The organism is Halomonas sp. DP5N14-9 (assembly GCF_019802175.1).
GTDB lineage: Bacteria > Pseudomonadota > Gammaproteobacteria > Pseudomonadales > Halomonadaceae > Halomonas > Halomonas litopenaei.
The window spans coordinates 17,358-41,685 of the sequence record NZ_JAHVHR010000031.1; the positions used below are offsets into that span (position 1 = coordinate 17,358).

Annotated in this window: 19 protein-coding genes and 1 tRNA gene; 5 read left to right on the forward strand and 15 right to left on the reverse strand. The window is 66.5% G+C overall.

Going from position 1 to position 24,328, the window contains the following annotated elements; genetic code table 11:
* The first annotated feature begins 255 nt into the window (after positions 1 to 255).
* Together hypB and KUW00_RS17495 are read left to right on the forward strand one after the other, a co-directional pair.
* Positions 256 to 969, forward strand: coding sequence for a hydrogenase nickel incorporation protein HypB (gene hypB, locus KUW00_RS17490; RefSeq protein WP_222569704.1), 714 nt, complete (start codon positions 256 to 258; stop codon positions 967 to 969).
* Positions 970 to 977: 8 nt separating this feature from the next.
* Positions 978 to 2,543, forward strand: coding sequence for a sigma-54 interaction domain-containing protein (locus tag KUW00_RS17495; protein WP_222569705.1), 1,566 nt, complete (start codon positions 978 to 980; stop codon positions 2,541 to 2,543).
* A gap of 53 nt (positions 2,544 to 2,596) precedes the next feature.
* On the opposite strand, the gene hypE is transcribed toward KUW00_RS17495, so the two are convergent.
* Genes hypE through hypF form a run of 4 tightly spaced genes read right to left on the reverse strand, consistent with a single transcriptional unit; the run spans position 2,597 to position 7,767 of the window.
* On the reverse strand, positions 2,597 to 3,652 hold the full coding sequence (gene hypE / locus KUW00_RS17500) for a hydrogenase expression/formation protein HypE (protein ID WP_222569706.1): 1,056 nt from the start codon (positions 3,650 to 3,652) through the stop codon (positions 2,597 to 2,599).
* The gene (gene hypD / locus KUW00_RS17505; RefSeq protein ID WP_222569707.1) at positions 3,649 to 4,800 is read right to left on the reverse strand and encodes a hydrogenase formation protein HypD; all 1,152 of its coding nucleotides are present in this window, start codon (positions 4,798 to 4,800) and stop codon (positions 3,649 to 3,651) included. Before hypD ends, hypE begins: the two co-directional genes overlap by 4 nt.
* Positions 4,797 to 5,087 (reverse strand): HypC/HybG/HupF family hydrogenase formation chaperone, encoded by a 291-nt coding sequence (locus tag KUW00_RS17510; protein WP_045994052.1) that lies wholly within the window; start codon positions 5,085 to 5,087, stop codon positions 4,797 to 4,799. Before KUW00_RS17510 ends, hypD begins: the two co-directional genes overlap by 4 nt.
* The gene (gene hypF, locus KUW00_RS17515; protein WP_222569708.1) at positions 5,047 to 7,767 is read right to left on the reverse strand and encodes a carbamoyltransferase HypF; all 2,721 of its coding nucleotides are present in this window, start codon (positions 7,765 to 7,767) and stop codon (positions 5,047 to 5,049) included. Before hypF ends, KUW00_RS17510 begins: the two co-directional genes overlap by 41 nt.
* 440 nt (positions 7,768 to 8,207) lie before the next feature.
* Between hypF and imuA the strand changes: the two genes are divergently transcribed.
* Genes imuA through KUW00_RS17530 form a run of 3 tightly spaced genes read left to right on the forward strand, consistent with a single transcriptional unit; the run spans position 8,208 to position 13,658 of the window.
* Positions 8,208 to 9,011, forward strand: coding sequence for a translesion DNA synthesis-associated protein ImuA (gene imuA, locus KUW00_RS17520; protein WP_222569709.1), 804 nt, complete (start codon positions 8,208 to 8,210; stop codon positions 9,009 to 9,011).
* Positions 9,008 to 10,438, forward strand: a complete 1,431-nt coding sequence (locus tag KUW00_RS17525) for a Y-family DNA polymerase (RefSeq protein WP_222569710.1) — start codon at positions 9,008 to 9,010, stop codon at positions 10,436 to 10,438. Before imuA ends, KUW00_RS17525 begins: the two co-directional genes overlap by 4 nt.
* Complete coding sequence (locus KUW00_RS17530; protein ID WP_222569711.1) at positions 10,422 to 13,658, forward strand: error-prone DNA polymerase; 3,237 nt, start codon at positions 10,422 to 10,424, stop codon at positions 13,656 to 13,658. Before KUW00_RS17525 ends, KUW00_RS17530 begins: the two co-directional genes overlap by 17 nt.
* Positions 13,659 to 13,863: 205 nt before the next feature.
* Here the strand turns inward: KUW00_RS17530 and KUW00_RS17535 are convergent, their stop codons facing one another.
* From KUW00_RS17535 to KUW00_RS17585, 11 genes are all read right to left on the reverse strand, one after another.
* Entirely contained in the window at positions 13,864 to 14,265 is a 402-nt protein-coding gene (locus tag KUW00_RS17535) for an ectoine synthase (protein WP_045995170.1), read from the reverse strand.
* Positions 14,262 to 15,959, reverse strand: coding sequence for an FMN-binding glutamate synthase family protein (locus tag KUW00_RS17540; protein WP_222569712.1), 1,698 nt, complete (start codon positions 15,957 to 15,959; stop codon positions 14,262 to 14,264). Before KUW00_RS17540 ends, KUW00_RS17535 begins: the two co-directional genes overlap by 4 nt.
* 84 nt (positions 15,960 to 16,043) lie before the next feature.
* Positions 16,044 to 16,760 carry a DUF4336 domain-containing protein gene (locus KUW00_RS17545; protein ID WP_222569713.1) on the reverse strand — a complete coding sequence of 239 codons (717 nt, stop codon included), beginning with the start codon at positions 16,758 to 16,760 and terminating at the stop codon, positions 16,044 to 16,046.
* Positions 16,761 to 16,910: 150 nt separating this feature from the next.
* Positions 16,911 to 18,002 (reverse strand): redox-regulated ATPase YchF, encoded by a 1,092-nt coding sequence (gene ychF / locus KUW00_RS17550; protein ID WP_045995168.1) that lies wholly within the window; start codon positions 18,000 to 18,002, stop codon positions 16,911 to 16,913.
* Between the two features lie 116 nt (positions 18,003 to 18,118).
* Positions 18,119 to 18,703, reverse strand: a complete 585-nt coding sequence (gene pth / locus KUW00_RS17555) for an aminoacyl-tRNA hydrolase (protein ID WP_108132918.1) — start codon at positions 18,701 to 18,703, stop codon at positions 18,119 to 18,121.
* A gap of 126 nt (positions 18,704 to 18,829) precedes the next feature.
* Entirely contained in the window at positions 18,830 to 19,531 is a 702-nt protein-coding gene (locus KUW00_RS17560; protein ID WP_222569714.1) for a 50S ribosomal protein L25/general stress protein Ctc, read from the reverse strand.
* 106 nt (positions 19,532 to 19,637) lie between these two features.
* Positions 19,638 to 20,579 (reverse strand): ribose-phosphate pyrophosphokinase, encoded by a 942-nt coding sequence (locus tag KUW00_RS17565; RefSeq protein WP_181248623.1) that lies wholly within the window; start codon positions 20,577 to 20,579, stop codon positions 19,638 to 19,640.
* A 72-nt stretch (positions 20,580 to 20,651) separates the two neighbouring features.
* Positions 20,652 to 20,726, reverse strand: a tRNA-Gln gene (locus KUW00_RS17570).
* Between the two features lie 14 nt (positions 20,727 to 20,740).
* Positions 20,741 to 21,634, reverse strand: a complete 894-nt coding sequence (gene ispE / locus KUW00_RS17575) for a 4-(cytidine 5'-diphospho)-2-C-methyl-D-erythritol kinase (RefSeq protein WP_261392249.1) — start codon at positions 21,632 to 21,634, stop codon at positions 20,741 to 20,743.
* A 227-nt stretch (positions 21,635 to 21,861) separates the two neighbouring features.
* On the reverse strand, positions 21,862 to 22,476 hold the full coding sequence (lolB, locus tag KUW00_RS17580; protein ID WP_108132915.1) for a lipoprotein insertase outer membrane protein LolB: 615 nt from the start codon (positions 22,474 to 22,476) through the stop codon (positions 21,862 to 21,864).
* A gap of 40 nt (positions 22,477 to 22,516) precedes the next feature.
* Positions 22,517 to 24,286, reverse strand: a complete 1,770-nt coding sequence (locus KUW00_RS17585; RefSeq protein WP_261392250.1) for a tetratricopeptide repeat protein — start codon at positions 24,284 to 24,286, stop codon at positions 22,517 to 22,519.
* Positions 24,287 to 24,328 lie beyond the last annotated feature (42 nt).

The following is a 24,328-nucleotide window of genomic DNA, read 5'->3' on the forward strand; positions in this document are numbered from 1 at the left end:
CATCATCACGAGCATGCGCACGAGCACGAGCACGAGCATGCGCACGCTAATTCCCACGCTCACCCTCACGACCACGAGCACACTCATCCCCACCACCATGGGCATTCCCACTCTCACGATCACGCCCATTCTCATGAGCATGTGCACGCCCATGTTCATTCCCATGGCCACGGCGACCACCCTGGCGCTGCCGAGCCGGACGCCTCGCCGCATCTGGACTGTGGCGCAGGGCCTGCCGGGGTCGAGGTGGCGGGGATGTCACAACGCCGTCTGGTGGAGATCGAGACCAACATCCTGGCCCGCAATGACGCCATCGCCGAGGGCAATCGGCGGCGCCTCGAGGCCGACGGCGTGCTGGCGCTGAATCTGGTGTCGAGCCCGGGTTCCGGCAAGACCACGCTGCTGGTGGATACCATCCGTCGGCTCGGCGCCGAGGGGGTGGCGGTGATCGAGGGCGACCAGCAGACCGCCAATGACGCCCGACGCATTCGCGAGACCGGGGTGCCGGCGCTGCAGGTCAATACCGGCAAGGGCTGCCATCTCGACGCCTCCATGGTGGAACGGGCGCTGCCTCAGGTAAGCCCGCCCGGGCTTGGCCTGTTGTTTATCGAGAATGTGGGCAACCTGGTGTGTCCGGCGGGCTTCGATCTGGGCGAGGACGCCAAGGTGGTGATCCTGTCGGTGACCGAAGGCGAGGACAAGCCGCTCAAGTACCCGCACATGTTCGCCGCCGCCTCACTGATGCTGCTGAGCAAGGTCGATCTGGCGCCCCATGTCGACTTCGACATGGACGCCTGCGAAGCCTACGCCCGTCGGATCAATCCCGAACTGGAGATCCTGCGGCTGTCGGCCACCAGTGGTGAGGGCATGGACGCCTGGCTCGACTGGATCGACGCACGTCGTGAGGCGCTCAGGCAGCGCGCCTTGAGCCGGGCGCGTCAGCACCTCGCCATGCTCGAGCAGCGCTAGGGGTCGCCATGTCCACCTTGGTCGAGGGTCCGCTGTTCGATGGACGCGGTGTTGCCGCCGAGTCGCTGCCCAGTGTGCTGGGGGTCGGTGTCGCCAGCGAGCGAATCGACTCGCTTGAGGACGTCACCCAAGGGCGCCTGGAGTGCCTGAGGGCGACGCACTGGGAAGAGGCTCGGGCGCTGCTGGTGTCCGAGTGGGTCGGGCTGGTGATTGTCGAGCTTGCACCTGAGGGCGACGCTGCCAGGGGCACGGGGCTGTCCCCTGACGGTGGCTGGGCCAGGGAACTGGCCCATCGCTGGCCCGAGGTGCAGTGTCTGGTGATCGCCGATCATGGGCCCACCTCGGTCGGTGACTGGCCCGAGGCGTTTCACCTGCTTTGTCGCCGCAGTCCGGTTGAGGTGGTGGCGCGAACCATCGACGTCGCCCTGCGTCAGTACCAGCTCGAGCGGGAGTGTCGGCGGCTGCGCGCGGAGCGTGCCCTGTACCAGCCGACCGTTCAGGCGCGGCTGGCGGCCCACCGCCGGCGGATGCGCGAGGCGGGGGGCTTCGAGACGATCATCCGGGCGCCGGGGTCACCGCTGGAGCCGCTGTGCGACATGGCGGCGCGCATCGCCGGCTTCGACGTGCCTGTCCTGGTGACAGGAGAGAGCGGCACCGGCAAGGAGTTGATGGCCCGGGCGATCCACGCCAGCAGCCTGCGCTCGGAGATGCCTTTCTACGCCCTGGACTGCGGCGCGGTGACCGATGAACTGCTGGAGAGCGAGCTGTTCGGCCACTGCAAGGGGGCCTTCACCGGAGCGAGTTCAAGCCGCGTCGGACTGCTGGAGCGGGCCCACGAGGGCACCCTGCTGCTGGACGAGATCGGTGACACCTCCAGCGCCTTTCAGCTGCGCCTGTTGCGTTTTCTGCAGGAGGGGGAGGTGCGCCCGGTGGGGACCAACGAGGTGCGCCAGCTGGACGTCCGGGTCATCGCCGCGACCAATCGGGATCTGATGGCCGAGGTGGCGGCGGGGCGCTTCCGGGAGGACCTCTATCATCGCCTGACGGTGGCCCCGGTTCAGTTGCCACCGCTGCGCGAGCGCGCCTGTGATATCGCGGCTCTGGCCGAGGTGCTGCTGGCGCGGATCGCTTCCCGCCACGGGATCAGGGTCGGCGGCTTCACCGATGCGGCGATGGCGTGTCTGTGCGCCTACGCCTGGCCCGGCAATGTTCGCGAGCTGGAAAACCAGATCACCCGCATGGTGATGCTGGCGACCGGCGAGAAGCTTGGCGTCGAACTGCTGGCGCCGCACCTGCGAACCGATGAATGGCGTCAGGCGCCAGTCGAGCGGCGCCAGGACCTGCCTGAGTCGCCGAAAGCGAATACGACGGCCGATCCGGTCGAGGATGACGAGGACGCCGGCACTCTGCGCGAACGGGTCGAGCGCCTGGAGGCGAGCTGCCTGGCTCGGGCGCTCGAGCGTCATGGCGGCAACAAGTCACGTACCGCCAGTGAACTGGGGCTATCGCGCATCGGCCTGAGGGCCAAGCTGCAACGCTACGGGATCGGTGAGGCGGCCGGCGACCCCGAATAGGCCGAGATTCGAATCGGCCCTGAGCAGACCACCATCAGCGTGTCAGCATCGCATCAGCAGATGCGCGGTAGCTGCTCTCCCACCAGCATGTCGACGATGCGCTGGCCGCCGAAGCCAGTGCGCAGCGTCACCCGTCCCGGTTTGCCGTCAAGCGCCTGACCGATGATCGCGGCTTGCTTTCCCAGCGGATGCCCGCGCAGGGCGGCCAGGGCCGCCTCGGCCTGAGCCGCGGGCACCACCGCCACCAGCTTGCCTTCGTTGGCCAGGTACAGTGGGTCCAGCCCCAGAATCTCGCACATCCCCCGGACCTCCTTGCGCAGCGGCAGGGCCAGGTCGTCGAGTTCGATGGCAAGCCTGGAGGCCTCGGCCATCTCGTTGAGTACCGTGGCGACGCCGCCCCGGGTGGCGTCACGCAGGCAGCGTGTGTCGGGGGCGGCGGCCAGCAGTGCCTCGATCAGGCCATTGAGGGAGGCGCAGTCGCTCTCCAGGTCGGTGTCCAGCGACAGGTCGCCACGGGCCGCCAGGATGGCGGCACCGTGATCGCCGAGCCATCCGTTGACGATGATCACGTCGTCGGCCTGGATGCGCTCGATACCGAGCTTACGCTCGGCGGGAATGACGCCGATGCCGGTGGTGGTGATGAAGACGCCGTCGCAGGCCCCGCGCTCGACCACCTTGGTGTCACCGGTGACGATCTCGACGCCGGCCTCGCGGGCGGCTGTGGCCATGGAGTGGGCGATGCGCCTCAGGTCATCGATCGGCAGGCCTTCTTCCAGGATCACCGCGCAGGACAGGTAGCGGGGATGGGCGCCCCCCACGGCCAGGTCGTTGACGGTGCCGCACACCGCCAGCTTGCCGATGTCACCACCGGGAAAGAACAGCGGGTCGACCACGAAGCCGTCGGTGGTCATGGCCAGTCGGTCGCCCAGGCATGCCAGCTCGGCCAGCTCCAGCCGCGCCTGGTCCTCGAGCACCTCGGGAAGCGCGGTGAATTCCCTGACGAAGACGTCATCGATCAGGTCCTTCATGGCCTTGCCGCCGCCTCCGTGGGCCTGGGTCACCGCGCGGGCGGCAAGGGTGGGAAGCTGTCGTCGTGTCGTATCGCTCATGATTCGGCCTGGCTTGTGCTGTGGTTCTGGCTATCGACGTTGCCACCGCCGTATTGATAGTAGGCGGCGCAGGCGCCTTCGCTGGAGACCATCAGCGCGCCCCGGGGTTGATCCGGTGTGCAACGCTTGCCGAACAGCTCGCACTGCCAGGGCTTGAGGTTGCCGGTGAGCACGTCGCCACAGCGGCAGTTGTCCGGGTCGGCCACCTGCTGATTGGGCACGGCGAACTTGCGTTCGGCATCGAAGGCGCCATAGGCGTCCTTGATCTGGACACCTGACTCGGCGATCGATCCAAGCCCGCGCCACTCGCAGCTCTCGCGGGGCTCGTAGACCTGGTGGAAGGCCTCCAGCGCGGTGAGATTGCCGTCGCTGGTCACCAGACGCTGGTACTGGTTCTCGACCTTGGCGCGGCCATCGTGAAGCTGGCGAACGACCATCAGCAGCGACTGCAGGATATCCAGGGGCTCGAAGCCAGAGACCACCACCGGGCAGCCGTAACGCTTGGCGATGAAGCGGTAGGGGTCGGTGCCGATGATCATCGACACGTGTCCCGGCCCGAGGAAGCCATCCAGGCGATGGTCAGGATTGTCGAGGATCGCCTGTAACGTCGGGATGATGGTGATGTGATTGCAGAACACCGAGAAGTTGCCGACCCCTTCGCGCTCGGCCTGGGCGATGGTCAGGGCGGTGGAGGGAATGGTGGTCTCGAAGCCCAGGCCAAAGAACACCACTTCCCGATCCGGATGCTTGCGCGCCAGTGCCAGGGCGTCGGTGGGGGAGTAGACGATGCGCACGTCGGCGCCGTCGGCCTTGGCCTGCATCAGGCTCTTGCGTGAGCCGGGAACCCGGATGGCGTCGCCGAAGGTGGCGAGGATCACCTCGGGACGCTCGGCGATGGCGACGCAGTCATCGACGCGACCCATCGGCAGCACGCACACCGGGCAGCCGGGGCCGTGGATCAGCTCCAGTTCCGGCGGCAGCATGGCCTCCAGCCCATAGTGGAAGATCGCGTGGGTGTGGCCGCCACAGACCTCCATGATGCGCACCGGGCCGCCGCGCTGCTCGGCCAGGCGGGCGACCAGGGTGGTGATGTGTTCGAGGATCTGCCGGGCGCGGGCGTGATCGCGGAATTCGTCGATGAATTTCATGAAGAGACCTCCTGGTCGCCGGTCAAGGTCAGAGCGTCGAATTCGTGGGTATCGCCCAGTTCGTCCAGCAGTTCGAGGGTGCGCGCCGCAGCCTCGGCGTCGATACGGTTCAGGGCGAAGCCCACATGGACCAGTACCCAGTCGCCCACGCAGCGTTCGGGCGGGTGGTCGTCATCGACGATGCAGGCGATGTTGATCTGGCGTCGGACCCCGCTCACGTCCACCGTGGCGAGCCGCGCGTCGGCGTCATCGAGGGAAATGATCTGTCCTGGAATTCCCAGACACATGGGCGGTCTCCTGTGCGTTATTGGATGCCGTGGTGGCGGTAGTGACAGTGGCAATGGAGGGAGCGGTTGTTGTTGTTGTTGTTGAGATCGTTGAGATCGTTGAGGTTGCCGAGGTCAGACTATCCGACGCCTGGTCGGAGGCCAGCGGATGCCGCCGCGCCGCCGCGATCAGCGCCTGGCCCAGGGCGATGCCGCCGTCGTTGGCCGGCACCTGGTGGTGGGTCAGCACCTGAACAGGCAGGGGTGCGAGGCACTTAAGCGTCAGTTCCAGCAGGGTGCGGTTGTGAAAACAGCCGCCGCTCAGCGCGACGGCCTCGACGTTGCGCGTGCTGGAGAGGCGCCGGGCATTGTCGTTAGAGACTTCGTCGAGTGCGTCGTCCTGCATGTCGCCATCGACGTCGCCCAGCATCTCGCCAACGACCTCGCCAAGCCCCTTGGCCAGTCCCAGATGAAAGCGCGCCGCGATCAGTGTGGCGTCCTTGCCGGCGGCCAGGTCGTCAAACAGCGCCGTCCACATCGGTGCCGGATCGAGGATCCGGTGACCGCCTGGCGCCCTGTGAAGGGCGAAGGGATAGGGCGCAATGGCACAAGACGTGCGTGACGTAGGCGGCGGGGTTGGTGTCAGCGCGCGGGCGGCCAGGGCTTCCAGGGCCATGGCCGCTTCGCCTTCGTGGTGCTGGTGATCGAAGCACAGCTCCAGGGCGGCGGCGACGGCGTCGAACAGGCGCCCGCAGGAGGAGGCGAGGGGGCTGTTGATCCCGGCCTCGATCATCCCACTCAGGGTATCGATCGGCTTCTGCTGCAGTCGCTTCAGTACGCCAAGGTTTGGGTGGCGGCGCTTCAGGGCGGCAAGGCCGGGGCCGGCGATGAGCTGCGCCAGCAGGTTGCGCCAGGGCTCGCGGGAGGCGGCGCCGGCCCCCGGCATGGCCACGGACTTGAGCGAACCCAACCGCTGGCAATGGCGATAATCCGCCAGCAGGAACTCTCCGCCCCACAGGCCGCCATCCTCGCCAAGGCCCAGGCCGTCCAGGGCGATACCCAGTACCGGAGCGGCGTCGCGAGGATAGCCGTTGTCGGCCAGACAGGCGGCGATATGGGCGTGGTGATGGCCAATGGCATCGAGTGGCAGGCCGGCGTCGTCGGCCATTCGCCGAGCCATGTGACGAGCCATGTGACGAGCCATGTCGCTGGTACGGTAGTCCGGGTGAGTGTCGCAGGCCAGCCAGGCGGGATGGTGGTCGTAAAGCGCCAGGAAGTCGTCGAGGTTGCGTTCGTAGTCGTCGAGGGTGGCGGCGTCGTCCAGGTCACCCTGATGCGGGGACAGGATCGCGCGCTGGCCATCCACCAGGCAGAAGGTGGCCTTCTGTTGCGGACCCAGGGCAAGCCCCGGCGAGATGTCCTCGAAGCCAGGCGGCAGCGGCAGTGATGCCGGGGCGTAGCCCCTGGCACGACGCAGCATGCGCACCTTGCCGGCGGCCAGCTGTACCAGGCTATCGTCGATACGCCGGGCGATGGCGCGGTCGTGGGTGAGGGCGTGGCTGGCGATCGTCGACAGGCGGTCAGCCAGTTGGCCATCGTCGATCAGCTGGGGCTCGCCGGAGACGTTGCCGCTGGTCATCACGATGGGAAAGGGCAGCCGCTGGCACAGCAGCACGTGCAAGGGGGTCGACGGCAGCATCACGCCGAGTCGGTCGAGCCCCGGGGCCAGGGCCTCGGCGAGTGGCCGGCCTGTGGCCTCGTCACGGCGCCGCTCGAGCAGCACGATGGGCGCGGCGGCTGAGCAGAGTGCCTGTTGTTCGAGCTCATCGAGCCGGCAGTAGCGCCTGACCATCTCCAGGTCTCTGGCCATCAACGCCAGCGGGCGTGTGGGGCGATGCTTGAGCCGTCGCAGGCGCTCGAGGGCCTCGGTGCTGGTGGCGTCGCAGGCAAGCTGGTAGCCGCCGAGCCCCTTGATGGCGAGGATCTGGCCCTGGCGGATCAGCGCGGCGGCCTGGTCGATGGGAGCCTCAATGGCGGGGGTGGTGTGAGCGTCGATGGCGTCTTCGCCCGCCAGCCAGGGCCCGTCGTCCAGCGCCACAAGACGCACCTGGGGCCCGCAGGCCGGACAGGCGATGGGTTCGGCATGGAAGCGACGGTCGCCGGGATCCAGATATTCGGTGCGACAGCACTCGCATAGCGCAAAGTCGGCCATGGTGGTGGCCGCCCGGTCGTAGGGCATGTCACGAATGATCGACAGGCGCGGGCCACAGTGGGTGCAGTTGGTCAGGGCGTAACCGGAGCGTCGCTGTTGCTGGCTCAGTATTTCTTCTGTGCAGGCTGCGCAGATGGCGGCGTCCACGGCGATATCGGTGCGCGTTGCGCCCTCGAGACTATCGACGATGGTGAAGCCGACTCGGTGCAGCGGCGCCAGGCCCGAGCGAACCTCGATGTCGGTGATCTGTGCCAGTGGGGGCGGGTCGCGCTTGAGTTGTTCGATCAGGCTCTCGAGGCGTTCACTGGGGCCGGTTGCCCGGATCAGCACGCCTTCACCGTCGTTGAGCACCTCACCGACCAGCGCTAGCCGGTTGGCCAGTTGCCATACCGTCGGACGAAACCCCACACCCTGCACACAGCCGCGGACCCGGATTTCTACCGTGGTCTCTGGGGTGCATGGCGGTGTCGTGGGGGGGTGAATGGTCATGACGTCCAGCGGTGAAGAAAAGACCTGCCTGACTATTTCACAGCTATCGCAAGCCAAACTTGAGCTGTGACAACCTTCTACGACCACCATACCCCTCCCCGGGGGAGCCCCCGTGGCGCTTCTGTGCTGGTGTGAGCGGATGTGCCGCTTTCCTGACCCATCGTCAGATTGCCCTGGCGCTGCATTGCCGACTTGGCATTGGACGAGTACTGTATAAAATAACAGTATTTGGTATCTCGGCGTCTGGCCGCTAGGGCCAGGGCGTGGTCTAGAAACCTGGACCTGAAACCTGGGCCAGAAATCTGGGCCGGGCTGGTGTATCTAGCGGGCCAGGGGCGCAGCTCAGCAGAGAACGCCAGCAGCGAACGCCAGCAGAGAACGCCAGCAGAGAACGCCAGTTCAGCAGGCCAGTTGAGCGGGACAGGAGCGGGAGAGGAGCGATGAAGGCAGCAGACAACCAGGCCCGTGACAACGCAAGTGATGACCTCTCGCGCTTGATGCAGCGAGGTAGCGTCTGGCGGGCGCGGCGACAGTGGCACCGTGATCAGCCGGAGGGCGACACGAGGCGCGGGATCTCCACCGGGGTGGAGGCCCTGGACGAGCTGCTCGGCGGTGGCTGGCCCCGGGGAGAGCTGCTGGAACTGCTGCTGGATCGAGCGGGTTGCGGCGAGATTCGTCTATTGCTTCCGCTGATGCGCAACTGCGAGCGGGTGGTGTGGTTCGACCCACCCTGGCAGCCTCATGCGGCGGCCCTGGCGGCGGCGGGCCTGGATCTGTCGCGCCTAGTCATCGTGCGTACCCGCCATCCCAGGCAGCGGCTGTGGGCCATGGAGCAGGCATTGAAGAGCGGCTGCTGCGATCTGGTGCTGGGCTGGTTCGCCGCGGTGCAGGGGCAATGGCTGCGGCGGCTGCAGCTCGCCGTGGCGGCAGGGGGCGGCCATGGCGCGCTGATGCGACCGGCCGACTTCGCCAAGCAAGGGTCAGTGGCCCCCTGGCGACTGCGGTTGTCGGCTCCTGATCAGAGCAGCGGTGACGAGACGTCGCCCTTGTCGAGGCGCATCAAGGTCCATGCCTTCAAGCGCAAGGGGGCCATGCCAGCCAGGGCCATCGATATCACCCTGGCCGACTCTAGGCTGTCGCCCCCGTGCCCGCGGCCGACTTCGCTGCCGTGCGCACCCAGTGGGGAACGTCGATCCCGCCCCGTGTTGCTCGTCTCCGAGCGCAAGGGTGTGGGGCGATCATGAAGGGGCTGTGGCTATGCCTTCACTGTCCGCAGCTTGGCCTGGAGGTGCTGAGCGCCGGCGATGACGGACCCCTCGCGCTGCTGTGCGAGGACGGGGAGCGTATCGCGCTGGTCTCGGCCGGGGCCTGGCAGGCCGGTGTGCGGCCGGGCATGACGGTCAGTGCGGCACTATGTCTGGAGCCAGGACTCCGGCTGTTGACGCCGGATCCTGAGGTGAGCCGACGTCGTCTCGAAGGGCTGGCGCTATGGTGTGCCCGCTTCAGCGCCCGGGTCAGTCTCGAGCCGACGGCGGAGAACGCCGCGTCCTGGGGCGTGGTGATGGAGATCGCCTCGATGCTCGACTACTTCGGCGGACTCGAGGGACTGTGGCGACGCCTGCACGAAGAATTGGCGACCCTGGAGCTTGAGGTGTCCAGCGCCACCGGGCACACCCCGCTGGCCGCCTGCCTGCTGGCCCGGACGGGGGGCTATTGTGGCCAGGGCGAGGCGGAGCATATGGCCAGGCTCGGCAGGCTTCGCCTCGACCGGCTGGGGCTGTCCGCACGCCAGCAGTCGCGCCTCAAGGGACTCGGGTTTACGCACCTCAATGACCTGCTTGTGCTGCCGCCGGCCTCGCTGGCCTCGCGCCTGGGGACAGACCTGCGGCGCTACCTTCAGCGCTTGACCGGCGAGGTCGCCGATCCCCCGCCGGTATTCGCGCCGCCACCGCGCTTCGATCGTGAGCGGGAGCTGGTCCATGAGATCGAGCTGGCCGCCGGCATCGTGTTTCCCCTGCGGCGCCTGCTGGCGGAGCTCGAGGGCTTTCTCAAGGTGCGTTGCGTCAAGGCATTGTCGTTGACCTTGACCCTGTATCACCGGGAAGGGGCTCAGGACCTGAGCGTGGGGCACGCCGGGGGCGAGCAGGCGGCGGAGGCCTGGCTCGAGCTGTGCCGGCTGCGTCTGGAATCAGTGGTGCTGCACGCGCCGGTGTTGCGCCTGCGCCTGGAGGTCAGCGAGGTAGCTAGCCTGCAAGAGGTGGCAACGGACCTGTTTCAGGCGGCGCCGCCCAGAGACACCCCCGAGGCACTGTTCAGCCGGTTGCGTTCTCGTCTCGGTGATGGCGCCGTGTTGCAGCCCATGGCGCTGGAGGATCATCGCCCCGAACGGGCCTCCCGCTTGGTAGCGCAGCCGGGGACCGCCCGCAGGCCCCCGGCTGAAACCCGGAGCGCCAACCATCCGGCCTGGCTGCTGGAACACCCCGAGCCGCTGACGCCGGCGACGCTTGAGCGTCTGGTCTGGGTCGCCGGGCCCGAGCGACTGGCCAGCGGCTGGTGGGACCAGGCCCCGGCGCGACGTGACTATCACGTGGCCTGCTGGCCGGACGGTCGCCACGGCTGGGTCTTTCGCGACGCCGAGTCGCAATGGTGGTTACATGGCTGGTTCGGTTGAGCGTGTCGGCGAGCCACCTGACGCTGCCGAAGTCGCCCCGGGCCCTGGCTACGCTGAGCTACATTGCCTGTCCAACTTCACCTTTCTCAAGGGCGCGTCTCACCCCCATGAGCTGGTCGCCCGCGCCGCCGAGCTTGGCTATCGCGCCCTGGCGATCACCGACGAGTGCTCGGTGGCCGGCATCGTGCGCGCCTGGGAGGCTGCCCGAGACCACCGGATCGCGCTGATCGTCGGTGCCGAGTTTCGCCTGGCCGACGAAGTCGTGGTCGTGCTGGCCGAGAACCGCTGCGGCTACGCCAGCCTGTGCCGGCTGATCACCCTGGGCCGTCGCCGTGCGCCCAAGGGCAGCTATCGTCTCGACTGGGAGGACCTGGAGGCGCTCGAGGACTGTCTGCTGCTGTACCTGCCGGGCAACGACGACGCCCGGACTCGGGAGAGAATGGACGGGCTAAAGCAACGCTTCGACGGGCGCTGCTGGGTGATGGTCCAGCGCCACTTCCAGGCAAGTGAGGAGGAGCGATTGACAAGGCGGATGAGGCTGGCGAGTGCCGCAGGCCTGCCGCTGGTCGCCAGCGGTGGCGTCCTGATGCACCAGCCGAGCCGCAAGCGATTGCAGGATGTACTGACCGCCCTTTGGCATCGCACCAGCGTGCAACGCGCCGGTTTTCTGCTCGAGCCCAACGCCGAGCGCTGCCTGAGACCCCTGTCGCGGCTGGCGCAGTGTTTTGCGCCTGCGCTGCTCGAACAAAGCCTGCGTATCGCCAAGCGCTGTCGCTTCGACCCCGGCGAGCTGCGCTACGAGTACCCCGAGGAACTGGTCCCCGACGGCCATACGCCGTCGTCCTGGCTGGCGCACAAGGTGCGCCAGGGCGAGCGGCTACGCTTCCCGGAGGGTACGCCTTCGGATATCGCCGAGCAGATCGCCCGCGAGCTTGAGCTGATCGCCAGGATGGCCTACGAGCCGTTCTTTCTGACCATCGAGGACATCGTCGCCTTCGCCCGCCGCCAGGGCATCCTGTGTCAGGGGCGGGGCTCGGCGGCCAATTCGGTGGTCTGTTACTGCCTGTTTATCACCGAGGTGGACCCGCGTCAGGTGCAGCTGCTGTTCGAACGCTTTATTTCCGAGGAGCGCGACGAGCCGCCGGATATCGACGTGGACTTCGAGCACGAGCGCCGCGAGGAGGTGATCCAGTACATCTATCGGCGCTACGGCCGCGAGCGGGCCGGGCTTGCCGCCACCGTGATCAGCTACCGCCCCAGAAGTGCACTGAAGGACGTGGGGCGGGCGCTGGGGCTGCAACCGGGCTATCTGGCCTGGCTCGCCAGTCGGCTGGATCGACGCGAGGGCGAGGGCGCCTGGCTCGAGGCGCTCAAGCAGACGGTGGGGGAGACGGTGGGCGCGGGAGGCGAAGAGGGCGCCTCCACCGCCGTCCCGGAACTGCTGCGCCATCTGGTCGAACTGGTGGAGCAGCTATTGGGCTTTCCCCGCCACCTGTCACAGCACGTGGGGGGCTTCGTGATCTCGCGCGGGCCGCTGCACGAGCTGGTGCCGGTGGAGAACGCCGCGATGGAAGGGCGCACCCTGATCCAGTGGAACAAGGACGACCTGGAGAGTCTGGGGCTGCTCAAGGTCGACGTGCTGGCGCTGGGTATGCTGACCGCCATTCGCAAGACCCTGGCGCTGCTGTCAGACGGAGGCGAACACCGGGACGACGACAGGCGCTGCTATGAGAGCACGGGCGAGAGCGAGGGCGAGAGCGAGGGCGAGCACCAGGCCATGGCCATGTCCCGCGTGCCCCGGGATGATTCCGAGGTGTACGCCATGCTCAGTCGCGGGGACAGCGTCGGCGTCTTCCAAGTGGAGAGCCGTGCCCAGATGAACATGCTGCCGCGCTTGAAGCCACGCAACTACTACGACCTGGTGATCGAGATCGCCATCGTTCGTCCGGGGCCGATCCAGGGAGACATGGTGCATCCCTACCTGCGGCGTCGTGACGGCATCGAGGAGGTCAGCTATCCCAGCGACGAGGTCAGGGGCGTGCTCGAACGGACCCTGGGGGTGCCGATCTTCCAGGAGCAGGTGATCAAGCTGGCCATGGTGGCGGCGGGCTATTCCGGTGGTGAGGCCGACCAGTTACGGCGGGCCATGGCGGCCTGGCGACGGGCCGGCACCATCGCCGAACACCAGCAGCGGCTGACCGCCGGGCTGCGTGCCAGGGGCTACAGCGATGAGTTTGCCAACGCTATCTGCCGCCAGATCGAGGGCTTTGGCCAGTACGGCTTCCCCGAGTCCCACGCGGCCAGCTTCGCCCACCTGGTGTACGTCTCGGCCTGGCTCAAGTGCCACCATCCCGCGGCCTTCTGCTGCGGCCTGCTCAATAGCCAGCCGATGGGCTTCTATAGCCCGTCACAGCTGGTGCAGGATGCCCGCCGCCACGACGTCGAGGTGCGTCCGGTGGATATCAATGCCAGCCACTGGGACGCCACCCTGGAGCCGGACGGCGGCCTGCGACTGGGCTTTCGCCTGGTCAAGGGGCTGGGGCGTGGTGCCATCGACAGCCTGCTGGCGAGGCGTCCGGCCAATGGCTATGCCAGCGTCGCCGAGGCCAGGCGTCGCGCGCCGATGTCGGCCCGCGAGTGGGAAGCGCTGGCGGCGGCCGGGGCGCTGTCGAGCCTCGGTGGCCATCGCTACCAGGCACGCTGGAATCTGCTGGCGCCAGATCCGGCGCTGGCGCTGGGCGAGACCGATATCCTCGACGACACCACCCCAGAGCTGGCGCCCCCCAGCGAGCAGGCCGACCTCGAGGAGGACTTTCGCCATCTGGGGCTGAGCCTTGCCCGCCATCCCATGGCGTTGCTGCGCGAGCAGACCTCGATGGCTCGGCAAGGACTGGCGCGTTGCCTCAAGGCCACTGAGCTTGCCGAGCTGGACCACGGCCATCTGGTCCAGGTAGCGGGGCTGGTGACCACCCGCCAGCGGCCGGGCACCGCCTCCGGGGTCACCTTCGTGACCCTGGAAGACGAGACCGGCAACGTCAACGTGGTGGTGTGGAAGGACACCGCCAAGGCCCAGCGCCAGGCGCTGTTGAACGCCCGGCTGTTGAAAGTCACCGGCCATCTGGAGCGCGAGGGCAGCGTGATCCATGTGATCGCCGGACGGCTCGAGGACTTGAGCGGCTTGTGGGCCGAACTCGGCGTGCCCACGCGGGATTTCCGCTAGGGCTTGTCTGAAAAGTGCCTGCGCTCGGTAATACGGCGTTAAAAATCGGATCAAAATGCTCATTTACACCCCGTAAACTGCGCTTTCTCACCGATTTTTGCCTTGTCTAACCTTCGCTCGTCGACTTTTCGGACAGCGCCTAGGTCTTTCCGTCTGCTTGCTGAGCCGTCCTGTGCTTGGTGCCGCCCCGGTGTCGGGGCGTGGCTCAGCGCTTGAGCACGCTGCCGTCGTCGTCGAGCAGGGGATAGGAGCCCTGTTCATCGTGGGTCTCGGGACCGACCAGGGCCGGCGAGAAGGTACAGATCACGGTCATGCCCTTTTCGCTCGACAGGATATGCTGCTGGTGCTTGTCGAGGGCGTAGAGCACACCGGGCTTGAGATCCCACTTGCCGCCCTCGGTCAGGTCCTCGATCTGGCCCTCGCCTTCGATGCACAGGACCGTCTCGGTGTGGTTCTTGTACCACATGTGGAGTTCCTGGCCGGGCTTGATGTAGGTCTCGTGGACCGAATGCCCCATGCCGTCCTTGCGCAGGGTGTAGCGCCGGCTGATCCACTTGTCGTCCTCTACGGCTGACTTCTCCGCATCCTTGTGACTACGTACGATCATCGTTGCACCTCCTTTGGCGGATGATGGCGGTCTCCTTCGCCGCCGTCTCGATGGGGGCCGGGGGCCGTCCTGTGGTGGCTTTCCTGGTGCGAGCCTCCCGGTCCACGCAAGAAGTGGTGGGGACTGGCTTCATGCCAGTCGTCTCGCCAGCAGGCGGGGAGTTGTTGCGCTTTCTGGTGGTCGAGCAAGGCGCCGACCTCCAGGCTGTCGACTTGCCATACCCGGGTGGCGGTGGCCGGGCCCTCGAGCAGGTGCTCAGGGCGCAGCTCGCCTGGGCCTGCCAGGCCCATGGTGCCGATCATGTCGAGGCAGGCGTCCAGGGTGGCCCGATGGAAGCGCTGGACGTTGTCGGCCTTGCTGTCGACATCGATGGAGCGACTGCGGGCCGGATCCTGGGTCGCCACCCCGGTGGGGCAGGTGTTGGTGTGGCAACGCTGGGCCTGGATGCAGCCCAGGGTAAACATGAACGGGCGCGCGGCGTTGCAGACGTCGGCGCCCAGCGCGAACTTCTCGACCATGTCGATGGCAAGTGCCACCTTGCCGCTGGCGATCACGCTGATTTCGTCGCGCTTGCCGATCCCCTTGAGGCAGGCGTCGACGATCGGCAGCGCCTCATCGATATAGCGGCCCACATGGTCGGCGTACTCCGCCGGTCCCGCGCCGGTGCCGCCCTCGGCACCGTCCACGGTGATGAAGTCCGGCTGGATGCCGCTTGCCAGCATGGCCTTGCACATCGCCAGCATGTCCCGGGTGTGGCCGAGGCACAGCTTGATGCCCACCGGCTTGCCGCCGCTCAGATCGCGCAGGCGCTGGATGAACTGCATCAGTTCCAGCGGGGTGGAAAATTCCGGGTGGGCCGCCGGTGAATAGCAGTCTTCCCCCACCGGGACCTGGCGTGTCTCGGCGATCTCCTGGTCGACCTTGGAGCCGGGGAGCATGCCGCCGTGCCCCGGCTTGGCGCCCTGGGACAGCTTGATCTCGATCATCTTGACCTGATCCTCGCGGGCCTTGGCGCTGAACGCTTCCGGGTTGAAGCGCCCGGCCTGGTCGCGGCAGCCAAAGTAGCCGCTGGCGATCTGCCAGATCAGGTCACCGCCGTGCCGTTGGTGATAAGGACTGATGGCACCCTCGCCGGTGTCCTGGGCAAAGCCGCCGCGCCTGGCCCCCAAGTTGAGGGCGGTGATGGCCCGTCCGGACAGGGCGCCAAAGCTCATGGCCGAAATGTTGAGCCGTGAAGAGCGGTAGCGGCGGTGGCACTGGGGGCCACCGATCGTCACCCAGGCTTGCTGCGGGTCGACGCGAGTGGGGATCATGGCGTGGGCAATCTGGCGACGCCCCTGGCGCAGCACGTCCTGGCGGGTGCCGAAGGGGGCGGTGTCGCTGCGTCCCTCGGCCCGGGCGCCGATGATCTGGCGCTGTTCGCGATTGAACGGCCGGCCGCTGGTCTCCGATTCGAAGAAGTACTGGCGCAGTTCCGGACGCAGAAATTCCATCATGTAGCGCAGATGGCCGACGATGGGGTAGTTGCGCAGCACGTTGTGGCTGGAGCGCAGGTCCAGCACGCCGACCACCCCCAGCGCCGCCAGCGGTAGCCACCACCAGAGCTGTTGCGGGGATGTCGGTAGCCAAAATATGCCGAGCAGGCCTACTGCCAACAGATAACCGATCAGCAGTAGCCGAGGTGAACCAAGCATGAGCGCAGATCCTTTGCGTTCAGAACCTGCCTCAATGTTATACAAACATTATGCACTGTATGCAAACAGCGCCATGCTTGGCCCTTACTCCTTCAACCAGCGAAAAGCGCGGGCGAGAAAGTCACTGGCGTCATGCTCGATGATCTCGCCGTGGGCCATGATGATCCGAGCGGGCCGCCAGGAGAGCAGGGTGCGCAGATGCTCGCTCGCCAGGTAGCGTCGGCCGAGGAAGCTCAGTCGCCACTCCAGCGGCATCCTGCCATCCGGCGCCAGGATGCCCGAGAGCCTGGCCAGTCGACGCTGCAAGGGCGTCAGGGAAGCAGGGGGTAGATTGCCGATAAGATCGGCCACGATCAGGCTGCGGCTGGAACGATGCAGGAACACCGCTTCCTGCATGCGCGATGAGCCGGTGAACAGGCACTGGTCGATATCGTCACCCCAGTAGCGGTTGGGCGTGCCATCCAGGGTGCTTTCGAACACCAGGTCACCGCGCTTGGCGATGACTTCCCGGGTGCCGAAACTGCGAGCCATCGGGTAGGCCATCTGCCATTCGCGCATGAACAGGTGGTGACAATGGTTGGGAGCGATCAGGAAGTGTACCTGGCCCAACTCGTCGAGGGCGTCACGCAGTGGCTCGGTCAGCGGGACGGGGCTGTGGACCCACAGCCGGTCGCCGCTCAGGCGTACCACCACCATGCGTGTCGGATAGGGCAGCAGCTTGCCTCTGATGACGGGCCCATCCGCTATCCATAGCTCAGGCGCCGTTGCCTTGAGTGGTGGAGAATCGTTCGAGAGTGTCACGCTCTTGTTCCTGCGCTTGATGACATCTCTCGAATATAACCTCTTTGCGATAGAGTTGCTGCATGTGACTGGCATGTAAACGACAACACCGAGGCATGCCTCGGTGTTGACACAGGAAACGTGATGTTACGTCGGACGCTGCGGTGAGCGTCAGACGTTGAAGCGGAAGTGCACCACGTCGCCGTCCTTGAGCACGTAGTCCTTGCCTTCCAGGCGCCACTTGCCGGCGTCCTTGGCACCCTGCTCGCCGTTCAGGCTGACGAAGTCGTCATAGGCCACCACTTCGGCGCGGATGAAGCCCTTCTGGAAGTCGGTGTGGATGACACCGGCGCCTTCCGGGGCGGTGGCGCCGACCTTGACGGTCCAGGCACGCACTTCCTTGACCCCTGCGGTGAAGTAGGTCTGCAGACCTAGCAGGGCGTAGCCGGCGCGGATCACCCGGTCGAGGCCGGGCTCTTCCATGCCCATCTCGGCCAGGAACATCTCGCGTTCCTCGTCATCGAGTTCGGCGATCTCGGCTTCCAGCTGGTTGCACACGGGAACCACCACGGCGCCCTCGGCCTCGGCGATGCCCTTGACCACGTCGAGGTAGGGGTTGTTGTCGAAGCCGTCCTCGTTGACGTTGGCGATGTACATGGTCGGCTTCAGGGTCAGGAAACCGAAGCTCTTGATCTGCTTCTTCTCGTCATCGCTCAGATCGAAGCTGCGCAGCGGCTGGCCTTCGGCCAGGTGCGGCTGGATCTTGTCGAGCACCGCCTTGGTGGCAATGGCGTCCTTGTCGCCGCCCTTGACCACGCGAACCAGGCGCTGGATGGCCTTCTCCACGGTGTCGAGGTCAGCCAGGGCCAACTCCAGGTTGATGGTCTCGATATCCGCCGCCGGGTCGACCTGGTTGGCCACGTGGATGACGTTGTCGTTGTCGAAGCAGCGCACCACGTGGGCGATGGCCTGGGTCTCGCGGATATTGGCGAGGAACTGGTTGCCGAGACCTTCACCCTTGGAGGCTCCGGCGACCAGGCCGGCGATATCGACGAATTCCATGGTGGTGGGCACCACCTTCTCCGGCTTGACGATCTCGGCGAGCTTGTCGAGGCGCGGGTCCGGCATGGGGACGATGCCGACATTGGGCTCGATGGTGCAGAACGGGAAGTTCTCTGCATCGATGCCGGACTTGGTCAGGGCGTTGAAGAGGGTGGACTTGCCGACGTTGGGCAGACCAACGATGCCGCAGTTGAATCCCATGGGTGGTTCCTGAAGGCGTGAAGTGAAAGAAGTCGGCGCACAGTGTATGACGTCGGGCCAGGCGGGGACAGCCCGGGCGGTGCAACCACCTGCTGTCCTGGTTGGCGCCCGCCGGGTCAGGCAGAGTGGCTGTGCAGGCGGTTCATGGCCTTGGCCCAGTCGCCGGATAGCGCCTGGGGCAATGTCGCCAGGCACTCGATCAGGGCGCCGTCGATGGCCTCGCGCTCGGTCTTGCCGGGACGGCCCAGCACGTAGTTGGTGACCAGCTTGGCGCTGCCGGGATGACCGATGCCGATGCGCGCACGATGGAAGGACTTGTCGTTGCCCAGGGCGCTGATGATGTCGCGCAGGCCATTATGGCCGCCGTGGCCGCCGCCCTGCTTGTAGCGCGCGCTGCCGGGGGGCAGGTCGAGCTCGTCGTGGGCGATGAGCATCTCGTCGGGGGCCAGCTTGAAGAAGTTGGCCAGCGCCGCCACCGAGGCACCGGAGCGGTTCATGTAGGTGGTCGGCACCAGCAGGTGCAGATCGCTGCCTTCGACAAAGGCCTTGGCGTAGAGGCCGAGAAACTTCTTCTCCGGGCGCAGCTCGGCGCTGGACTGACGCGCGACTTCCTCCACCAGCCAGGCGCCGGCGTTGTGACGCGTCGCCTCGTACTGGGTGCCAGGGTTGGCAAGGCCAATCAGCGCCTTGATCCTTGTCATGGTGGTCTCTCCGGTCAGCGGTGCGGGGCAAGCGCTTTGCTCAGGGCCTTGGCGACGAGGCCATGGGCAAAGCCCTCGGAAACGAAAAGGGCCACCGCAGTGGCCCCTGAATCCGGCAGAAAAGGATTACTCCTTGTCGCCTTCTTCGCCTTCGTCCTTGGCGTCGTCCTTCGCTTCCTCGGCAGCTTCTTCGCTGGCCTCGGCGGCGGCGGCTTCTTCCTCGGCGATTTCTTCCTCGGACTGCATGACCTTGGCCTTGGTCACGTTGACGATGGCCTGGTCGTGCTCTTCACCGTGGCTCAGCTCGACGATGGTCACGCCAGCCGGAACCTTGAGGTCGGACAGGTGCAGGGTGCTGCCGATCTCGAGGTCAGCGATGTTGACCTCGAGGTAGTCGGGCAGGTCCTTCGGCAGGCAGCTGATCTCGACTTCGTTGGCCAACTGGTGCAGTTCACCGTCCTGCTCCTTGATGGCCTTGGACTCGTCCTGACCGACCACGTGCAGCGGAACGCGCATGGTGATCTCGTGAGTCGCATCGACGCGCAGGAAGTCGGCGTGGGTCACCAGCGGCTTGTACGGGTGGCGCTGAAGGTCACGCACCACGACCTGCTGGGACTTGCCGTCAACCTCAAGGTTGATGACGGAAGAGAAGAAGGCTTCGTCTTCCAGCGCCTTGTAGAACGCAGTCTTGTCGACGGCGATCGGCTGCGGCGTCTTTTCACCACCGTAGATGATGGCGGGGACTTGCTGGTTCGCACGACGCAGGCGGCGGCTCGCACCTTTCCCCAGGTCGTTACGAACATTGGCGGTAAGTTTGTAGTCAGACATGAAATTGCCTCTTGGCTAAAGTAAGGAAGCCACCGAGCCCGCGACCAGACCTCGGTGGTTCCAGATGCCCCGGTTGTCGGGGCGCGTTTCCCGCGCGATATGTCGCTTAGTGGAACATCGCGCTGACGGATTCCTCGTTGCTGACGCGGCGGATCGCTTCGGCGATCAGGCCGGCCACGCTGAGCTGGCGGATACGTCCGCTGCGACGCGCGGTGTCGGACAGGGGGATGGTGTCGGCCACCACCACTTCGTCCAGCACCGACTCGGAGATGTTGTCCACCGCAGGGCCCGACAGGATCGGGTGGGTGGCGTAGGCGACCACGCGCTTGGCGCCGTGTTCCTTGAGCGCTTCGCCCGCCTTGCACAGGGTGCCGGCGGTATCGATCATGTCGTCCACCACCACGCAGGTGCGGTCCTGGATATCACCGATGATGTGCATCACCTGGGCCTGGTTGGCCTGGGGGCGACGCTTGTCGATGATCGCCAGGTCAGCGTTGAGCTGCTTGGCGATGGCACGGGCACGGACCACGCCGCCGACATCGGGGGAGACCACGACCAGGTCGTCGTAGTTCTGACGCTCGATGTCGTCGAGCAGGATCGGCGAGCCGTAGACGTTGTCCACGGGCACGTCGAAGAAGCCCTGGATCTGGTCGGCGTGCAGGTCCATGGTCATGACCCGGTCGACGCCGGCCTTGACCATCATGTCGGCCACGATCTTGGCCGAGATCGGCACCCGGGCGGAGCGCACGCGGCGATCCTGGCGGGCGTAGCCGAAGTAGGGCACCACCGCAGTGATACGGGTGGCCGAGGCCCGGCGCAGGGCGTCAACCATCAGGATCAGTTCCATCAGGTTGTCGTTGGTCGGTGCACAGGTGGACTGCAGGATAAAGACATCCTTGCCGCGCACGTTCTCGTTGATCTCGACCGCGACCTCGCCATCGCTGAACTGGCCGACCGTGGCATTACCCAGTCGGCTGTCCAGGCTCTCGGCGACCTTACGGGCGAGTTCGGGGTTGGCATTCCCGGCGAAAACCATCAATTTTGACACGCGCAGCCACCTTTGCTGTGTTGGGTCTTCAGTGTGAGCCTGGGGGAGTGAGTCCAGGACTCAGAAGGAAGTTGGCTGGGGTAGGAGGATTCGAACCTCCGCATGGCGATACCAAAAACCGCTGCCTTACCGCTTGGCTATACCCCAGCATACGTCCTGCCTCACGCGGGCAGGGCGTCGAGGAGAGGCGATCGATTCAGGCCCAGGGCCTTGAAGGCGTGCCAGGTCGGCTGTTGGCATCGAACCTCGTCCAGCAACTGGACGGCCTCGGCCTCCGACTCCAGACGGGCAAAAACGCACGCGCCGGTACCCGTCAACATTGACGGCGCCCGGGCGTTGAGCCAGTCCAGGGCACGAGCCACCTCAGCATAGGCTTGCCTGACGGTGTCCTCGCAATCGTTGCGCCAGCTTGACGCTCCCCCCTTGAGTGCGCGCGCCATGGTAATGGCGGGGGTGTCCCGTGTCAATTCCGGCGCAGTGAACACGGCGGGGGTGGAGACCGCCACACCCGGGTGCACGACCACGAACCAGGGGGTGTCGAGTGCCACCGGAACAAGGCGTTCGCCGACGCCTTCCGCCCAGGCGGCCTGGCCGTGGACGAATACCGGCACATCGGCGCCCAGCGTCAGGCCGAGTTCGGCCAGACGCCGGGTCGTCAGTCCCAGGCCCCACAGATGATTCAGCCCGACCAGCACGCTGGCGGCGTCGCTGCTGCCACCACCCAGGCCACCCCCCATGGGCAGACGCTTGGTGACGCCAAGATCGGCACCGAGCGCGCAGCCGGTCTCGCGCTTGAGCAGGTCGGCGGCCCGCCATAGCAGGTTGGCCTCGCGGGGTACGCCCTCGAGACGGTCTGTCAGGGTTATCTCACCGTCCTGGCGCAGGCGCAGGTGGATATCGTCACCGTGGTCGAGGAACTGGAACAGCGTCTGCAGCTCGTGGTAGCCGTCGTCGCGACGGCCGACGATATGCAGCATGCGATTGAGCTTGGCCGGCGCCGGCAGCGTCAGGGTCGGCTGCATGCTGGCATCGGAAGAGAAAGAGGTGTCGGGCATGGGGGAGTCTATAAAGGGTGCTGTCCAGGGATCGGCTGACCGAAGTGATGGCGATCGGTGGCTGGGGGTGGCGCCTGCCATCGGCGACCGGGATCGATGACGGCTCTCGTTGCTTCTCTCTATAGGGAGCTTGCTGCAAGGAGCACGTCGACAGGAGGCAGAGGGCGATGGTGCTTCATTTTACCCGGGAGACAGGCTCCCGCCATCCGGGGCGGGAACCGGTGCGACTATTGTTCCAGTGGCTGCCACTGGTTCACCACCAGGGTGGCGCGCAGGTCGTCATAGGTCATCACCAGCCGGTTGGGTAGCCAGGTGCCGTTCACATCCTTCCAGCCGCGGTAGTCGATCTCCCAGCCGTCCTGTTCAAGTGAAGCGGGGAAGCCGAGTTCGTCGTCGGTCATCTCGAAGTCACTGTCGTCGGCGGGCAGGCCGCGCACCCAGTCGGTGAGGCTCGAGACCGGCAGCGACCAGCCCAGGCGCTGTTCCATCAGGGCTTCCGGGCTGTCGGCCTCGAAGCGACCCTCGCTGGTGGTCAGCGAGACGCGACCGTCGCGTCCTTCCAGGGTACTGCGGCCGGCGCCCATGGGGCCGGTGACCAGCAGGCGATAGTGGTAGGGGGTCTGGCGCCAGTCGAGGTTGGCGCTGGTGGATTCCTGGGGAGTGCGCAGGCCCACCTTTCCGGTCAGGTTCCAGGAGGTGAAGGCTTCCACCTGTTCGGTCTGGGCTTCCCAGTCACCGGCCTGGCGCTCCTGGCGCGGCTCGGTGACGCTCTGGGAGGTGGCACAGCCGGCCAGCAGGCCGAGCCCCAGGGCGGCGGCGGTCAGGCGAAAACAAGACATCATCGCGGGGTCCTTGCGGGTAGTGGTCGTGGTGTCGGGGCAGTCAAGGCGCTGTTGCCGTTGGCTCAGGCCTGATTTCGGGGCGCCGATCGAGGAGATCGACGATCAGCGGGCGTTCGGGGAAGCGTTGCTGGGCTTCTTGCAACAGCTCGCGTGCGCGCTGCTTCTGGCCCAGGTCCCACAGCACCTCGATCAGGTGGGCGGCGACCTCCTGGTCGGCGATCTCGCGCCAGGCGCGCTCGATCCAGGGTAGCGCAACCTCCGGTTTGCCCTCACGGTAGGCGACCCAGCCCAGGCTGTCGAGGATGGCGGGGTTGTCCGGCGAGAGTTCGTAGGCCCGCTGGATCAGTCGCCTGGCCTCGTCGAGGTCATCCGGATCGCCGGCATCGGCCAGGGTGTAGCCGAGGGCATTGAGCGCCACGGCGTTGTCCGGCTGCTGTTCGACCAGGGTGCGCAGATCCTGTTCGGAGGTGTCCAGGTCGCCTTCGCTCCAGGCACGCATGGCGCGGAAGTAGCGCAGGTCGCCATCCTCGGGGCTGCGCGCCAGCTCGCGGTTGAGCAGCGCCTCGGCCTCGGGCTCGAGACCTTGCTGGTCGAGCAGTTGCACTTCGGTGATGACCAGGCCGGTATAGGCATCGTCGTGACGCAGCCGCTCGACCCGTAGAAAGGCCCGGGCGTCCAGCAGCCGGTCGGCCTCGATCAGCATGCTGGCCGCGCGCTGTCGCGACAGCAGGAAGTCAGGGCCCGGCGGTACCCGGCGATAGTAGAGCAGGGCGTTGTCGACCTCGTCTTCCTGCTCGGCGATGCTGCCAAGCAATAGATAGAGGGCGCTGGGTGCCTGGGGATCATCGACCAGCGGCAGCAGCAGCCGGCGCGCCGGGTCGTGGTGGCCTTCTTCCAGATAGAGCTGGGCCAGGCCGACCCGCAAGAGGGGGTTGTCGCCACGGGTCTCGAGCAGGGTGTCGCTGCTGCTCTCGGCCGACACCAGGTTGCCCAGGCGAATGTCGGCCCGCGCCATCAACAACAGAAAGCGGGGGTCGCCGGGAGAGAGGTTGAGGCCGCGTTTGGCCGCCAGGCGGGCCTGGTGGTACTTGCCGGCGTCCAGGGCGATGCGTGATTCGGCGAGAATCCGCTGGGGATTATCGCGACTGTTGTTTCCCAGTGCGGCAATTCGTCGCTGGGCGCCCTCATGATCCCCCTGGGCCGAGTCGGTCAGGGCCAGCGCCAGGCGCAGGTCGTCTTTCCTCGACTCGGGGAGTGTGGGCTCGTCGAGCGCCTGTTCGAGGGTGGCGGCGAGCGCCACCGGATCGCCGCCGCTGGACAGGGCGGTATCGACGAAGCGAGTGATGTCGGTGTCGTCATCGGCCGCGATCAGCCGCTGTTTCAGGGCTTCGTCCCAGTTGCCGCGTCCACCGGCGAGGTTGCCCAGGATCTGGGCGGCCACCGGCGCCTCGGGCGCCAGCTCCTGCCAGCGGCGCGCGGCGCGTTCGATCAGGGCGGTGTCATCGGTGAAGCGTGAAGCCAGGGTGGCGCGTTCGACCAGGGCGGCGGAGTGATAGCGCTCGGCTGCCTTGAGGTAGCCTTCGGTGGCGCGTCGATAGTCGCCCCGCTGACCGGCCATTTCGGCAATCAGCAGCGTCGACAGGCCGTCGGCATCGAGTCCACGGGTGATCGGTGGAGCACCGGCCATGGGGTCAGCCTGTGACGCGCTGCCTGGGCTGTAGGAAAAGCTCTGACAGCCGGCGAGCCACGCCGTCAGTGACAGGGTGGCCAGAGTGCAGGTCAGCTTTCCGTGGCGCGCGTTCGGGGGCATTGAGGCGTCATCTTCTCCATGAGAATTCTCAGCATAACGGCT